At 40.2% G+C, this 17398-nt stretch carries 11 protein-coding genes; 2 read left to right on the forward strand and 9 right to left on the reverse strand.

Translation table 11 applies throughout. From position 1 onward, the window contains the following. Window positions 1-258: 258 nt before the first annotated feature. Window positions 259-687 (reverse strand): gamma-glutamylcyclotransferase family protein, encoded by a 429-nt coding sequence (locus DC094_RS06380; protein ID WP_116686300.1) that lies wholly within the window; start codon window positions 685-687, stop codon window positions 259-261. Window positions 688-1809: 1122 nt separating this feature from the next. Between DC094_RS06380 and adhE the strand changes: the two genes are divergently transcribed. Together adhE and DC094_RS06390 are read left to right on the forward strand one after the other, a co-directional pair. Beyond that, window positions 1810-4434 carry a bifunctional acetaldehyde-CoA/alcohol dehydrogenase gene (gene adhE / locus DC094_RS06385; RefSeq protein ID WP_116686301.1) on the forward strand — a complete coding sequence of 875 codons (2625 nt, stop codon included), beginning with the start codon at window positions 1810-1812 and terminating at the stop codon, window positions 4432-4434. Between the two features lie 554 nt (window positions 4435-4988). Beyond that, window positions 4989-6188, forward strand: coding sequence for a capsule polysaccharide biogenesis protein (locus tag DC094_RS06390; RefSeq protein ID WP_241503998.1), 1200 nt, complete (start codon window positions 4989-4991; stop codon window positions 6186-6188). A gap of 224 nt (window positions 6189-6412) precedes the next feature. Here the strand turns inward: DC094_RS06390 and pgi are convergent, their stop codons facing one another. The 8 genes from pgi to cysD form a co-directional block, all read right to left on the reverse strand. After that, window positions 6413-8134: a glucose-6-phosphate isomerase gene (pgi, locus tag DC094_RS06395; protein WP_241503982.1), complete on the reverse strand. Its 1722-nt coding sequence runs from the start codon at window positions 8132-8134 to the stop codon at window positions 6413-6415. 32 nt (window positions 8135-8166) lie between these two features. Further along, window positions 8167-8487, reverse strand: coding sequence for a hypothetical protein (locus tag DC094_RS06400; protein WP_116686303.1), 321 nt, complete (start codon window positions 8485-8487; stop codon window positions 8167-8169). Window positions 8488-8657: 170 nt separating this feature from the next. After that, window positions 8658-10898: a capsule polysaccharide biogenesis protein gene (locus DC094_RS06405; protein ID WP_158527240.1), complete on the reverse strand. Its 2241-nt coding sequence runs from the start codon at window positions 10896-10898 to the stop codon at window positions 8658-8660. Continuing rightward, window positions 10886-11953, reverse strand: coding sequence for a hypothetical protein (locus tag DC094_RS06410; protein WP_116686305.1), 1068 nt, complete (start codon window positions 11951-11953; stop codon window positions 10886-10888). Before DC094_RS06410 ends, DC094_RS06405 begins: the two co-directional genes overlap by 13 nt. Next, complete coding sequence (locus DC094_RS06415) at window positions 11937-13205, reverse strand: glycosyltransferase family 2 protein (RefSeq protein WP_116686306.1); 1269 nt, start codon at window positions 13203-13205, stop codon at window positions 11937-11939. The genes DC094_RS06410 and DC094_RS06415 overlap by 17 nt, the downstream gene beginning before the upstream one ends. After that, a complete protein-coding gene (locus DC094_RS06420; protein ID WP_116686307.1) occupies window positions 13199-14923 on the reverse strand; it encodes a glycosyltransferase family 2 protein in 1725 nt (574 codons plus the stop codon). Before DC094_RS06420 ends, DC094_RS06415 begins: the two co-directional genes overlap by 7 nt. Before the next feature lie 83 nt (window positions 14924-15006). Beyond that, window positions 15007-16413 carry a sulfate adenylyltransferase subunit CysN gene (gene cysN / locus DC094_RS06425; RefSeq protein WP_116686308.1) on the reverse strand — a complete coding sequence of 469 codons (1407 nt, stop codon included), beginning with the start codon at window positions 16411-16413 and terminating at the stop codon, window positions 15007-15009. Between the two features lie 68 nt (window positions 16414-16481). Then, window positions 16482-17390, reverse strand: coding sequence for a sulfate adenylyltransferase subunit CysD (gene cysD / locus DC094_RS06430; protein WP_422615581.1), 909 nt, complete (start codon window positions 17388-17390; stop codon window positions 16482-16484). Window positions 17391-17398 lie beyond the last annotated feature (8 nt).

Raw genomic sequence — 17398 nt, forward strand, 5'->3', positions numbered from 1 at the left:
ACTGGGAGTGCGGGCGGCCGCCTGCGCTCCCAGCAGAGGCTAATGCGTCTATAAGATTGAACCTTCGGTTCCCGTGTGCGCCTATAGGCTTACCCAGGCTACGAAAACCAATTGGTTTTTTGAATAAACATCGTAATTTAAATTAACACCAAACTAAACAAGGTTGGGTAAGCCTGTAGGCGCACCCAACAATCCAAGCAATAGGCGCACCTAACATTTTAAGATGATATTTCCAGCCATCAATTTCAATGACATTAATTATTTCAGAGTGTAAATATTTGCCAGTAAACAACTGCCATCTTGCAGAGTGATTGGCGTTAATAGCCGTCGATAAGAATCACCCTCAAAAGCATCAATTTCATTCCAATGCTCGGCTAGTTGATCGCAAGTAAAAAGCTGTACTTCAATATCCGTTCCTTGCTCGGTTTTTAAACACATTGCAGCCCAATGGTTATCGACCTTATTTTCAACTAGCTCGCCGACAACGGTCGCCTTACTCCAGCTACCATCTAATGGTTCAAGAATATGTTGATTCACCGCACCCGGTGCCAAACTAGCATAAACCACTAAATATCGGTCATAACTCATTAATTCTTCAGAAGGGCAATAACCGACTTCTATTCGCTGCTGATTAATGGTATCAGCTAAAGTTTGTAAGCTTGCATTACAGGATTGTTGCTGAGACATAATCGCTCTCTTAAATAGAAATTGTTAATCCAAATCGGCTGAATAAAAAAACACATGATGATCAATAAAAATTTCAACCGACAAAACAAAACACTAGAAAAACGCCCCGCGGCAATACATTATGGTAATAGTTCAACACAGAAGCGGAATAGCGATGATAGAAGCCATATGAAAAAACTTCAGCCATCAAGTGCGCACTCCGTCCATTAGCTCAAAGCACTTTACCAGCAAATATCAAGCATTCTCCAACCAAGCTAAAAGATACTGACTTGAGCCGTCAAGCAAATTATATCGCTAGCTAAGATCAATGGGGCATAGCTTATGACCAGCGCTTCAAGCCAATGATTCCATAATTATTGCATTAAATTACAGATTGTTATCTTTCAATAGATTCGTAGCAATTTTTATCCTCGGGTACACCGTGGCTTACCCAAGCTACAGTAGCTTGTGGTTTGTCAAAGCTCCCCTAGAAATCACTTTCCATATCTCCCCTTTCCTTCTTAAATATGAATTTAAATACCGCCTTCTAGTGCGAACTCTGATCACCAGTAAAAGGCGTTTGTATGCAGTAGATAATATTTGGACTTACCAATTTGCTAACAACTCAACACTATTTTTCAAAACACTGCTTTGTCAAGAGTTTCTCTGTTTGATACGCAACAAAAGCACCTTACGCACTACCTAGCTCAAGGTATTTCCCGATTGAAAAGCCACAATGGTTGTATTGAAAAGTTGATCACTTTGTAGGTCTGATAAGTGCAGCGCCATCTGACATTTTCGTTTTCAGAAAGTGTTAATGCTTTTCCAATCTTGCAGATACAAGACTGAAACTAATTTAAATTATTGTTAATCATCGTGCAGCACACGATAACCGCTTTTCTGATGTTGTTTTGATTAAAATTATTCGCACAGCGACATAGGGCGTGTAGAAAGAAATACTCTTTATCTAGGCCATCATGAGCGAAGCGAATAGCGACTTGCCAACAAAATATCACGCTTCGCCGAGGCTCAGGGATAACCTACGAGAGAGCACGGAAGGATTATTTATTTCTACGACTCTAACAGCAATAACATCAGTAAAGCCCAGGATTTTTAATTTCTGTATTTATCAGGAGTAATTTAATGGCTGTCACCAATATTAATGAACTGGAAAACTTGGTTGCCCGAGTTAAAAAAGCCCAGCGTCAATTTGCCTCTTTCGATCAACAAACAGTTGATAAAATCTTCCGCGCCGCAGCATTAGCCGCTGCCGATGCTCGTATTCCTCTAGCTAAAATGGCAACAGAAGAATCTGGCATGGGCGTGATGGAAGATAAGGTAATTAAAAACCAGTTCGCTTCTGAGTACATTTATAACAAGTACAAAGATGAAAAAACCTGCGGTATCCTCGAAGAAGATACAACCTTCGGCACCATTACCATCGCCGAACCTACCGGTATCATCTGCGGCATCGTGCCCACCACTAACCCAACGTCTACCGCAATTTTCAAGGCGCTTATTAGCCTGAAAACCCGTAATGGTATTATTTTCAGCCCGCACCCACGGGCAAAAATGGCCACAGCAGAAGCCGCTCGCATTGTATTAAAAGCAGCAGTTGAAGCGGGTGCACCTGAAGATATTATTGGCTGGATTGACGCACCAAGCGTTGAATTATCTAACGCATTAATGACCCATGCAGATATTAATCTGATTTTGGCCACCGGCGGCCCAGGCATGGTAAAAGCGGCTTATTCTTCTGGTAAACCTGCAATTGGTGTTGGCGCAGGTAACACGCCAGTCGTGATGGATGAATTTGCCGACATTAAACGCGCCGTTGCTTCTATTTTAATGTCAAAAACCTTCGATAACGGCGTGATCTGCGCTTCTGAACAGTCAGTGATTGTTGTTGATGAAATTTATGACGATGTCCGCCAGCGCTTTGCTAGCCACAAAGGCTATATGCTGACAGGAAAAGAATTGGAAGCGGTACAAAATGTTATTTTAAAAAATGGTGGTTTAAATGCTGCCATCGTCGGACAACCCGCGCCAGCAATTGCTGAAATGGCCGGTATTAAAGTACCCGCAGATACCAAAGTATTAATTGGTGAGGTTGAAGACTATAGCGAAGCCGAGCCATTTGCCCATGAAAAACTTTCTCCAATGCTGGCAATGTACCGTGCAACCAACTTCGAAGATGCCGTTGTAAAAGCCGCAGCGTTGGTTGCAATGGGCGGCATTGGTCACACTTCTGCTTTATATACCGACCAAGATAGCTGTAGTGACCGAGTTCGCTACTTCGGCGATAAAATGAAAACCGCTCGAATTCTGATCAACACGCCTGCTTCCCAGGGTGGTATTGGTGATTTGTATAACTTTGCTCTAGCACCTTCTTTAACGCTTGGTTGCGGTAGTTGGGGTGGTAACTCTATTTCAGAGAACGTCGGCCCAAAACACCTGATCAACAAGAAGACTGTCGCCAAGAGAGCAGAGAATATGTTGTGGCACAAATTACCTGAATCTATCTATTTCCGTCGTGGCAGCTTGCCGATTGCTCTAGAGGAACTGTCTGACAAAAAGCGCGCGCTAATCGTGACCGACAGCTTTTTGTATAACAATGGTTATGTTGACGACACGGTTCGCATCCTTAAATCCCATGGCGTAGAAACCGACGTATTCTACGAAGTAGAAGCCGACCCAACCTTAAGCGTGGTTCGCAAAGGTGTGGAACTGGCCAATGCCTTCAAGCCCGATGTCATTATTGCGCTGGGCGGCGGTTCGCCAATGGACGCGGCTAAAATCATGTGGGTGATGTACGAACACCCAGAAGTCGATTTTAAAGATTTGGCACTGCGCTTTATGGATATTCGTAAGCGCATTTACAAATTCCCTAAGCTGGGCGTTAAAGCCAAAATGGTGGCGATTCCGACTACCTCTGGTACCGGTTCAGAAGTCACCCCATTTGCCGTGGTCACCGACGACAGCACCGGCATGAAATATCCAATTGCCGATTACCAACTCACCCCAAACATGGCAATTATCGATGCCAATTTCGTTATGGATATGCCAAAAAGCTTAACTGCATTTAGTGGTATCGACGCCGTGACGCACGCACTGGAAGCTTATGTGTCGGTATTGGCTAACGAATATTGCGATGGCCAAGCACTACAAGCATTAAAGCTGCTGAAAGAAAACCTAGTGGAGTCTTACGAATTAGGTGCGGCTTCACCGAAAGCCCGCGAACTGGTTCATAACGGCGCGACCATCGCAGGTATTGCTTTTGCCAACGCATTTTTGGGCGTTTGCCACTCCATGGCACACAAGTTAGGTGCAGAGTTTCATCTGCCGCACGGCTTAGCTAACGCATTGCTCATTAGCAATGTAATTCGCTACAACGCCACCAACAACCCAACCAAACAAACTGCATTTAGCCAGTATGACCGCCCACAAGCGCGTGCTCGTTACAAGGAAATAGCCGACCATTTAGGGTTGGGTGACCGTAGTAATAATACCCACCAACAAGTCGAAGCATTAATCGAATGGATCGATCAAACCAAACAAGCCATCGGCATTCCAGCTTCTATTAAAGAAGCGGGTGTCAGCGAAAAAAACTTCCTAGCCAAGTTAGATGACGTAGCGATTGAAGCCTTCGACGACCAGTGCACCGGCGCTAACCCTCGCTACCCACTAGTGAGCGAAATCAAGCAGCTACTATTAGCTAGCTTCTATGGCCAGCCATATGTAGAAGGTGAAATAATTAACGTTAGTTAAATTCAGTTCGCCCTATCTCTCAATCATCATTAGAACGTCATCCGGACAAATTCAGATGGCGTTTTTTTATTCCCCATTAGTTGGTTAGCGCTAAATTGAATTTAGTTGGCTCACGCTTGAATTGAATAATGATGTCAACAAAACTAAAACAAATATCATACATTCAGTTGCAATAATACTCATAAGAGTAATATTAAATTAAATACAAATACTTAACCCATACAATACAAAGAAAAAACAATCTAAAAAATCTTTTCTGAGACTCGCGTCACAACCTGAAAACATTCACAAATCATAGCGCACTAACAAATGCTAGCACTTTACTAAACCATGTAATGATTCAGGTCAAATAAAGCTATTTGAAGATATTATGTCACGGACACAGCATAAAACAGCTGTTATTATCTAATCGATTTCACCCATACCAGAAATATATTGCGCAGAACACTGCGCAGCCTAATCAGCACATCTTCATATTACATACGCAGCCTAAAGGCAGATTAACGTTGGCACTGTTGTTCTTACAAGGCCCCATGGGCCCATTCTTCAGACATATGGCTTGCCAATTAGACCAGGCCGGATTTGATGTGCATAAGATCAACTTTAACGGTGGCGACCGGTTTCATTTCCAAAACAATCAGAACTTACCTAATAACAACTACACAGGCACACCAGAGAACTGGCGAATATTTTTGCATAATTATGTAAAAAAAGAGCAAGTCACCAGTATTTTTGTCTATGGTGATTGCCGTTTTTATCATCGTATTGCCAAAGAAGTAGCCCTGCGAAACAACATTGAATTTGTGGTGTTCGAAGAAGGTTATCTACGCCCCCATTTTATTACCATGGAATTTGGTGGTGCCAATGCCTACAGTCAACTGGACCTTTCCTCCGAGACAATTGAAAATGCAGTTATTCCCGAGCAACCAAAACCAAAATCTACTGGATCTAGGTTAAGAAACTGGGGGAAATATGCAACTACCTATTATTGGGCTGCTCGGTTAGTAAAAAATAACTTTCCAGATTACTTACATCATCGTGATGCCAGCCCACTGCGAGAAGGTTACAATTGGATTCGCTCTGGAATAAGAAAGTTATTAGTAGAAAAGTCAGATCAGAAACTGCAAAAAAACTTAATAGATAACTTAAAAAAACAGTTTTTTGTGGTTCCGCTGCAGGTTCACAATGATTCACAATTATTATTTCATTCTGATTATGAATCGATGGAAGATTTTATTATCCAAACAATAAAATCCTTTCATAAAAATAGTAACGAAAAGCATCACTTGGTATTCAAGCACCACCCTATGGACCGCGGCCATAAAAACTATAGGGATTTAATTAGTATAATTTCTAGAAAATTAGATCTAACAGGCAGAGTTCATTACGGATTTGAATTGCATCTACCAACATTATTAGATAATGCTCTAGGCTGTATCACAATAAATAGCACAGTTGGAATCTCTGCATTATTACACAGCTGCCCAACTATCTGTTGCGGCCGAGCACCGTATAATATCAAAGGGCTAACCAATCAACTGGCTATTGATGATTTTTGGCAACAACCAGGATTTGTAGATGAAATATTTTATCAAAAATTTCATGATTATCTACAGCACCATAACCAACTAAATGGAAACTTTTATAAAAACCCTGAAAAAACAGCAGCGAAATGTTGTGAATTTTTTTTAGAACGTAGCCAATGCATTATTAAGACGAGCAATTTCAAGTTAATCAAAGCGAAAGCTGCGTAAACATTTCAATCCTGTTCTCGAAACTATCTTCAGATTGAACCCTTGGTTCCCGAGTGCGTCTATAGAATTGCCCCGTCTTGAACCTTCGGTTCCCGGGTGCGTCGTAGGCTTACCCAGACTACGAAAACCAACTGGTTTTATTGAACAAACACCACAATTAAAATTAAATACCGAACTCAAGTAGGTTGGGTAAGCCTGTGGGCGCAGCCAACAAACTGAGTAGATTAAGCAGTTTCAGAAAGGTCTTGTTGATGCACCCTTCTATATTTATTTATTAATTTATTGGTCGACCCATCTTCACAATCGGTGTATATAACTTCAGAAAGATGCTGGTACATTTTATCTCCCAATACCTTTCCAAGCTCAACACCCCATTGATCAAAACTGTTTAACTCCCATAAAACACCTTGGACAAATACTTTATGTTCATAAAGTGCAATCAAAGCCCCAAGGTTTTCCGGGCTTAATGATTCCATAGTCAGTACATTACTAGGACGGTTGCCAGGAATCGCTTTCTGGCGAGCAACAGATTCTAGTTGAACTTTATTAAGCCCCTTTCCTGATAATTCTTCACGGGCTTGATTAATTGATTTTCCATTCATTAATGCCTGACTTTGTGCAAATGCATGAGAAACCAACCAACGATGTTGATCCCCAATTGGATTATAACTTTTTAACGGTACAATAAAGTCGACAGGAATTAAGCGACTACCTTGATGCAATAGCTGGTGATATGCGTGCTGGCCGTTAGTCCCAACATCTCCCCACACAATTTCTCCTGTATGGTAGTTTACACGTTCACCTTTATAGCTAACCGTTTTGCCGTTTGACTCCATATCCATTTGCTGCAAATGCTTAGGGAAACTGGCTAATCGAGAATCATATGGCAATACTGCATGACTTTCTGCGCCACACCAGTTCTGGTGCCACACACCTAACAACCCCATTATTACAGGCATATTTTCTGACAATGGCGCCGTTAAAAAGTGCTGATCCATTTCACCTGCGCCTCTCAACAAACGCTCAAATACATCATATGATGTGGCAAGTGGAATCATTAAACCAATAGCCGACCACAATGAATATCTTCCCCCCACCCAATCACCCATAGGGAAAATATTTTCTTTGGCAATCCCAAAAGCGGTTGCAGCGAGAACATTAGAAGATATTGCTACAAAATGGCGATGTATTTCTGACTCAGGAATCCCTTGGCTTTTCATCCAATCTCTAGCAGCTGTAGCATTTGATTTGGTTTCGAGAGTAGAAAATGACTTTGATGCAATAATAAACAATGATGTTTCAGGTTCAATATTTTTGAACACCTGGTGCAGATCAGTCGGGTCAATATTAGCCACATAATGAGTCTCAATATCGTCATGCCACCATGGTTGTAATCCGTCTAAAACTGTTTTGACCCCAAGAAAAGATCCTCCAATACCAATATTTATAATATGGCGAATTTTCTTTCCACTATAACCAGTCCACACACCTGAGTGAATCTTACTGGTCAGCTCTTTAATTTTATTCCGAACATCTTTTATTTCTGATTTAATTGATTGACCATCCACTTTCGGGTCTGCATTGGAAAAATCTCGTAATGCAGTATGTAATACAGACCGGTTTTCGGAGTAGTTAATCTTTTCACCAGCAAACATTGCCCTGCGCTTTTCATCTAAACCTGCTTCGCTAGCCATGCACATTAACGTATCTAACAACAGAGCATCGATGCAGTTTTTACTATAATCTAGCTCCAACCCGGCAGCTTCTATACAATATTCTTCTGCCCGCATAGAATTATCAGAAAAAAGACTAGCTATTTTTTTATCAGCTAATCGAGCACGATGGCCATCCAATACTTCGGCACAAGAATACTGGTAAAGCGGTGTCGCATTAGCAGAGTTCATCGAAACTGAAGACTCAACCGAGTTAATAAATTCCATCTTCATAACAAAATCCTAAAACAAATTAACATGTGAAATTAATTCAAATTTGCAGCTGAAACTTCAAGTGTAGATATTTGAACACATTCGGACATAGCATGCGTATCCATGCCAACAAATAATAGCCCATAGATTTCATTAGCAGAACGGTATTTACAAACAGTTTGTACAATCACCAACACATGCGATTTATTAAAAGATGTAAGTATTGGGTTTCCGCGATGACCAGAAGTACTAAAACTAACTCTATGAGATGAATTAGTCAGATCAGGTTGATTTTTATAATACGCTGCTTTTAGTTCAGTGATATTAATCAAATCTTGCCGCATTGCAGGCATGTCGGCCCTAGGGTGAGTCATAAGTACTCCAGAAAATCTAAGCAGTCATTACTGAAAGGAATAACCTTTTACTAGAATGGTTTTTATGAGCTGCTTGGCTCATATTAAATCCTGATGATCATACTCTGATATTTATGTTATTTATTGACGGAAGGCATTAAACAACACCCTGTTTTATTTACATCAGAATATTAAAAAATCTCTAAAAGATATTTTAACTTTAGTCGATAGCGATTCATTTTTTGAGGAACACTGCGCGTCATTTTTTTGACACTTCTTTTTTCAATTTCCAAAGCATCAATCACCGCCTCTGGCGTAGTATAAAACCCATGATTCCAATGAATATACGTCGGATACAAACAAAGCGTGGCAAAAACCAATTGGTTTAAATTCAAATTCCGGTTACGCCGATCACAGTGATGTCGATCAACCGTTAACCCCCAGTTAGCATAAAAAGGAATGCCATAGCAGTGCACTTGTTTACCTGCCAATAAAGCTTCAAAACCTGCTAGAGATGTCATGGTATGCACTTGATCAACCGCATCAATTACATCATAAATACCCGCATCGGTGACAATCTGACCTGCATATTCACTTGCTTGCTGCAGAGCAATTTTACCCAACCGATTACCGGCTAATACATCGGGGTGCGGCTTATAGATAATCCATGCTTTTGGATTATCCCGACGAACTTGTTTTAGAAGATCCAAGTTGGTTTTAATATCAATACAACCATATTGAATCGACGCATCATCTTCTACTTGCCCCGGGACCAGAATTTTCAGCGGTAGGCTTGATAAGCATCTGGCGCCATCAGGCGAATGATCCGAGACAGGCGTGCTGTATTTTTCTGTGTGTCGGATGGCGCTGCGTGACCTCCATGGAGGGAGGGAATGCTTTGAAATGAAGAGATCATTTCCTGCCTTATCCAACTTACCACCATCGTCTGCATCATTATATTTGCTGATTTTAGTGGCACGCAGTTTTTCAATTAATTTTCCAGAACGTACTTCTTCTTCTGAAGAAAACAAATGATTCTGTAAGTAATGTTCTAAATCCGAAGGCCGCGTTGGGTCAAAATAAATACCACGGGAATCAACTACCAACGACCAGGGCCGCTTAAAATCAGAACCCAAGCCCACCGAACGAATAAAACCATCTTCCATTCTTAATAAACGAGGTTGGCCAGGCTCCGGCTGATAATCGGCAGCATGTCTTCGCCCCCAAACCAATAAAGCTTGCTCAAGTGCCTCCGACTTAACCGGTGTTTGAAACTTTTTAGAGAAACTTATTTTCGGCGCATAAGCAGATACAAAATTGGGTAAAAACTGCTTACGCCAAATTGAACACTTGCAAGCTATGATCTTTGAGAATTTTAGCGAACGCCCACGCTGTGTTTTTTGGTTAACAATCAACTGCAGCGCTTGCTCCATTTCACATTGCTGGCCAGTTTCAGGGTTCCAATATCGGCTATATCGCAGGCAAGCCGCTGCAAACAAAGAGGCTACCGTATGTTTTTGGATTCGGCGACGGCAGGGTTTTCTATCATCAGTCAACCCCCAACCACTATAAAATGGCACGCCAAAACAAATGGTCGGCGTACCATAAAGCAGTGCTTCAAAACCCATCTGTGAACTAACGGTATAAACTTTATCTGCCTGGTCCAATAAAATACCGGGATTAATGGCTTCAGTAGAAAAGATCAATCGACCATTTTTAATTTCATCGGCATATTTTTTTCGAAGTGTTTCTGATTTCACTCCAGCAGCGCTGATCAGCCAACCCTGCTTTTTTCCAAGCAACACATCCGGGTGCGCTCTAACAACAACTTGATCCTTGGGATTTTCCTCAAGCGCCGCTTTCAGCATTAAGTCAAAATCAGCTTGATTCGCTAAAGCGCCTGACACAGACATATCTGCATAAGTTTGATCAATCACTAAAACAAAAGATTGCTTTAAACCGCAACCATGGCCAATAGCAACATCATGATTATACTTTGAAATATGATATGAAGTAATTCTGTCTATCAGTTTTTCGGCTCGGGAAAGTAATTGAAAATCTAACCAACTTTCAGGTGAATTTAACAGCAACTCCAAATCTGACGGCTTGCTAGCATCATAATAGATGCCGCTGCTATCAAACACCGCAGACAGGCGAACACCTTTAGCGGCAGGATGGCCTAGCCAACCGAAAAAACCATCTTCTATCGAATAAAATGGTAAGTTATTTCGCTGCGCGAACTGTTTTCCACTATGCGTATTAGGTTTACTTCCCCAGCCAACAATTGCAGCATTCTTATTGCGTAAAACAGCTGAAAACCGAGGTAAAGTTTGAATTTTTTTTTGAAAGATACCTTGCAAAGATAACTGCCGAGATAGCTTTCTACTTGAAGTATGCCAGATTAAATCGTCAGGCAAGCTTATTTTGGGCACTGCTGCAACTCCTTGCACAAATGAATTGCATTAAATACAGTCTGCTGTTTTCGGTTTTCAAAGTCTTCTGATTGCAAAATTTCTTCAATAGCTTTCGCCCACAGCAGCGGCTGGTTTTCACAAACAACACCTGCTTCAGCGCGTTTAATATCATCAGCAAACGAAAAGCCGGGTGAGAAAACACCTATTGCCTGACTCAAGCAAAAATCAATCAATTTATTATGAGACCTGGAACGATTAAACAAACTATCCATTTGTGGCGCCAAGCCAATATCCAAAGATTCCGATTTAATAAAATCCAGGTAAGCATGCCACACCATAGGTTGAACAAAATCAATTTGTGGTAATAGCGGGTAAAGCTTGCGGATTCTCTTATCAGCAATCACCTGAATTTTCACCGTTGGCTGTTTATCAAGCAATATCGGAAAAACCTTCGCCATAAATTGATGATCAATTTTATGTGAAGCACTGCCATGATAAAAAATACAAGCTTCCTGACTATGCTGCAGCGCTGAAGTACCTGAAATATCATAACCCGCAACAGAATCTGGCACAGATCTAACTAACGCTAGTTCATTTTTTTCAGCCAATGCAGGGGGTAAAAAAATATTTCCGGTTAGATACTTATTAGCAAGATGCGAAGTCGACACTAACAATCGATTACAAATTTTTTCCAGTAATCGCTGGTTGCTATATAACCAGATAGTATGCTTCAGGCGATAAGGTAAAGGCAAGCTAATATCTTGCATCATGGTTGGAATATCATCATCCAGAAACCATATCGCTTTGCGTATTCCCAGTTTTAAAAAATACTGCAACACGGCTCTGGGTAACTTCCGAACAAACAAACAACAAGCACCTTGAAGCTGGAACTCCTTAAGCCGATTAAGGCTACTCTGCCAGTTAACAGTAGATGTATCGATCCATAGCAGGTTTTCTGTTGCAATACGGCTAGTGAAATAACGATCAACTGTCGCTTGGCAACCATGAGAAATAACGATTACCTTGCTGCTTATAACTTGCTCTAAATGATCGACTTCAGAAAATTTCTGCATACAATTTTTTCCGAATAGATGGCAAATTAATCAGCTTGGGAACCCCGGCTTTAAAAACATTTACCCAACTGATTTTGGGCGATGTCGATTTACCAGACAACCAAGGGTGCCAATACGCATCAACTTGCTTATGCGTCTGCCATTGTTGCCTCATATAGGCAACTTCACCCCGCGCCCGCGCTTTCTGCTGCGGTGTAACATCCTTACCACGGGAAACAGACTCATGATGATACAAAACCGCCTCAGCAACCCAGATATTATGATAACCCGCGAGCTTAACCTTAAGGCATAAATCTACATCATTAAAAGCGACCGGAAGATGCTGCTCATTTAAACCACCAACCTGCTGGTAAAGCGATTTCTTAATTAACAAACAAGCGGCAGTAACCGCACTGGCACGCCGTGTAGTTTGCAAACGACGACCATCACCCGTGTAATCATGTGAATAAAATTTATACTCATGATTAGCAGTCCCTGCCACCCCGGTAATCACTCCGGCATGCTGAATACGGCCATCAGGATAAAGTAGCTTGGCACCAACACAACCACTTCCAGGCTGAGAGAGCCAATGCAGCATATGCGATAACCAATCATCCGAAATCACTTCAACATCATCGTTCAACAATCCAAGTACAGACCCATTAGCATATTCAACTGCGAAGTTATTAATAGCTGAATAATTAAATGGTCGATCATATTCAAGCACTCGAATTTTATCCAACTTCGAATACTGCTTAAGCAATGAAAGTGTCAAGGCATCATCACTCTGGTTATCTATCAGAATAATTTCATAATTTTTATAGCTGGTTTTATTCAGAATACTATCGACACATTTTTTCAAAATTCCCCCACCATTACGAGTCGGGATAACAATTGAAACCATAGAATGGTTAATGTGTGACAGGTTGAGCGCCGACTGAGCACCAGGCTCTACCGCCTGCGGGCTCGGAAGTTCTGCTGGCTGATTCGAATATACCAAGACACCGCTACAGTAAAAAGGATCGGAATCGGACACTTCAACAGCCAGTTTAAGTAACGCATCAGAAGATAATGAATACAGCTCAGGTACTGTATCTTTGAGCCGCCTTAACAACGCAGGGCTGATTAAATAATCAGCCCCAATATAATCGTATTGTGAAAATCGAACCGGGTCCCATTTCCCTGTCAGTTCAATTTTACAATATGGAAAATTTCCTGTTGCCTTTACCCCGTCAAAATAGACAATCGAATGATTTTTAATCAGTTCTAACATGTAGGATTGCCAATCCGAAAGTCTTCATGTTTTAGAGTCAGATTAGGATTGTAGGCAGGGTCATTATTCAAAGCGTCTCCCCACTTCTCTTTCATAAACTCAACCTCCTTCTCAAATCTCTGCTGCTTCTCCGGCGTATCCTCAGCACCACGTGATTTTGACTCATGGTGATACAACTCGGCGTAAGGTGTCCATAAATTACGGTATCCGGCTTCACGGACTTTTAAACAAAAATCAATATCGCTAAGTGCAACTTTTAAATTATCTTGATCAAGACCACCAACTTCTAGATATGTCTTTCTTCTAACTAGTAAGCAGGCACCCGTAACTGCAGAAAAATTTTGAATGAGTTTTAATCTGGAAAAATAACCACTTTTATTTTTAGGGTAATGCTTATGCGCATGACCAGCATAGCCAGCAATCCCAAGAATCACACCTGCATGCTGAATAGTATTGTCTGGATAATATAACTTAGCTCCAACACAGCCAATATCAGGTCTGATTGCATGAGAAACCATTTCATTCAACCAGTCTTTTGAAATAACTTCCGTATCATTATTCACCAAACCAATCAATTCAGAATCGACCAGATCAACAGCAAAATTATTAATTTCAGAATAATTGAATGGTTTGTTAAACTTTACCACACGGATTTTTTCGTAACATGATATTTTTTTCAAATAACTCAGTGTTTTTTTACAGCTAGATTGATTGTCTACTACTACAATTTGATAATTTTGATAATGCGTTTTACTCAAAATATTATCAATGCACTGTTTAAGTATCTGAAAACCATCACGGGTAGGAACAATCAAGGCAACACTTGGTTGGCTGCCAAGTATTGGCCAACGAACCTGATAAGTATTAGGAAGCATACCTTTTTTTATAGAAACTTCTGGGGATGCTGAAAAATGTCTTATTAATGATTTAATGCCCGCTGCTGTTGTATAATTTTTAGCTGAATGTTCGAGTGCAGTTGATCCTGAACAAGCTCTCCAGTGATATAAAACCTCCGGAATATGAACAATTTGATTAGGATTTATCTTTGAAATACATCGAAGCAACAAATCGTAATCTTGACTTCCTTCAAAACCTTGACGAAAGCCTCCAACACCAACAACTAAATTCGTTTTGTAACATGTCAAATGGCAAATATAATTTTGAGACAACAACAAATCATAATTAAAGTCAGGCTTAAAATGTGGCGAATACCTACGACCTTCTTTATCAATCTTATCTTCATCTGTGTAAATTATTTTAGATTTTGGATTTTTTATTATAGCGTCGGCAAGAAACAAAAGTGCATCAGAGTGCAAAACATCATCATGATCTAACAAAACAATATAATCACCATGAGCTAGAGACAAGCACTTATTACTGGCACTAGATATACCTTGGTTATCATTGCTCAAAATAGAATATATTTTTGAGCTATTATTCTGATATTTTTTGATAACATCATGAATCCGTTTATCAGACGAACCATCATCAACAATACAAAGCTGCCACTCAGAGTAACTTTGGCTTAAGACAGACTTGAGCATTACTTCAAGAAACTTACTATTTACTTTATACACCGGCACTAGAATCGAAAAAACAGGCCGTATCGAACTTGATGAAACATTAAACTCAACTGATTTTTTTTTAGAATCAGATTGAAGCCCCAGCCAACTTTGGTAATCCCTTGAATCAAAATATCGATTTAAATTAAATTTCATTTCAACCACAGCATTTCGCACGCAACTCACAGTGCGCGCGAAATGCTTTGAGAAAATTGATCCAATCAAAGAAATCACTTTTTCTAGTAACTTTTGAAATACTTATGGACCAACAACTCTACTTCTTTATTAAACTCTACAACTCTTTCTTGATAAGACATTTCAGCAACATTGGAAACAAGTGAGCTATCTAATGATTCAATAATCATACCAGCGGCTACTGTACTATTGAATATACGGTCTATAACTACAAAATTACCGGTATTTCTAGATTCTTTATACGCATCAAATACAACTGAATCATTTATATAAACTTCAACTACCGCAACTTCATTTAATTGCAAGCTTTCAGCTAATATACAATTCATTGTATTAACATCAATACGATGTTTAATCGATTTTATAGTGCCAAATGAAGATTTCGTGCCCAGCTTAAACAAATACTCTTTATTCAATTCAAGAGGTTGATCATCCATCCATATCAAATTTGCAGTAAAAGCATTGGAAGTGGTTGGCAAGACTCCCTTAACAATCATATCACCCCGGGAGATATCAATTTCATCCGCTAAGGTGAGTGTTACAGCTTCTCCAACAATTGCAGAAGCAACTTCTCCTGAAGCTGAAACAATTGATTTAACTTTGCTTTGTTTGCCAGATGGTAATGTTTCTATCATATCACCAACAGCAATTTCTCCAGCAGCGATAGTGCCACAAAAACCACGAAAATCTAAATTAGGTCGATTAACATATTGAACTGGCAGCCGAAAATCACTGGATCGATCATTACAGTGGATTTCAATCGTTTCAAGCTTTTGAATGAACGTTTCTTCCTGGTACCAAGGCATCTGTTTGCTTTTATCTACTACATTATCACCTAGCAGAGCCGACATAGGAATGAAGCTTACATTGCTAATTCCCAAACCATTAGATAATTCTAAATATTCAGATTTAATATTTTCAAAAACAGTTTCGTCGTAATCCATTAAATCCATTTTATTAACGGCGACGATTACATTTTTGATACCTAGCAAATTCACAATATATGAATGACGTTTGGTTTGAGTTTGAATGCCTTTTCGCGCATCTATAAGGATAATAGCTAAATCGCAGGTAGATGCCCCGGTCGCCATATTACGAGTATATTGCTCATGACCAGGACAGTCGGCAATGATAAATTTACGTTTGTCTGTTGAAAAATAACGATAAGCCACATCAATAGTAATGCCTTGCTCACGTTCAGACTGAAGACCATCAACCAACAATGCCAAATCAAACTCTTGATTGGTCGTGTTAAATTTTTGAGAATCTTGTTTAATTGCAGCAAGTTGATCTTCAAAAATCAACTTTGAATCATGTAACAACCGCCCAATCAGGGTAGATTTACCATCATCCACATTACCACAAGTTAGAAAACGTAGAATGTCTTTCTCTTCATGCTGCTGTAAATAACCAAAAATATCATCTTTTATTAAATCTGATGCGTGCGCCATCCTAAACCTCTGAAATAAAACCTGCTAAAAATATAACAACAACTACTCATTAACTTTATTTTTAATAATTAAAAATAACCTTCCATCTTCTTCTTTTCCATTGAACCAGAAGAATCATGGTCGATAGAGCGCCCCTGGCGTTCGGATGTAGTCGTCAATAGCATTTCTTGGATAATTTCAGGTAGCGTTGCAGCTTCAGATTCAACAGCACCTGTAAGCGGATAGCAACCCAATGTACGAAAACGCACCATCTTCTCTTCAGGTACTTCACCTTCATTAAGAGGCAATCTATCGTCATCAACCAACAACAACATGCCATCACGGTTTACTACGGGGCGCTTTTCAGAAAAATAAAGCGGTACTATGTCAATATTTTCTTTATAGATGTATTGCCAAATATCCAACTCTGTCCAATTAGATAAAGGGAACACGCGAATACTCTCACCTTTATTTATACGGCCATTATAAGTATTCCAAAGTTCAGGGCGTTGATTTTTTGGATCCCAACGATGGTTCTGATCACGGAATGAATACACCCGCTCTTTTGCACGTGATTTCTCCTCATCACGCCGTGCGCCACCAAAAGCAGCGTCAAAACCATATTTATCCAGAGCCTGCTTCAGCCCTTGGGTTTTCATCACATCAGTATGAGTAGATGAACCGTGGGTAAAAGGCCCTATACCCTGGTCTACGCCGTCTTGGTTGATATGAACAATCAATTCCATGCCCACTTTTTTTGCCATTTTATCTCGAAAGGCAATCATTTCTTTAAATTTCCATGTTGTATCAACATGCATTAAAGGAAAAGGTGGCTTTCCAGGTAAAAAAGCCTTTGTCGCCAAATGCAACATAACAGCAGAATCTTTACCAACAGAATAAAGCATTACAGGGTTGTCGAACTCAGCAGCAACTTCACGAATAATATGAATGCTTTCAGCTTCAAGTTGCTGCAAATGCGTCAAACGTTTTTTCGAAATAGACATAA

Source organism: Pelagibaculum spongiae, assembly GCF_003097315.1.
Classification (GTDB): Bacteria; Pseudomonadota; Gammaproteobacteria; order Enterobacterales; family Pelagibaculaceae; genus Pelagibaculum; species Pelagibaculum spongiae.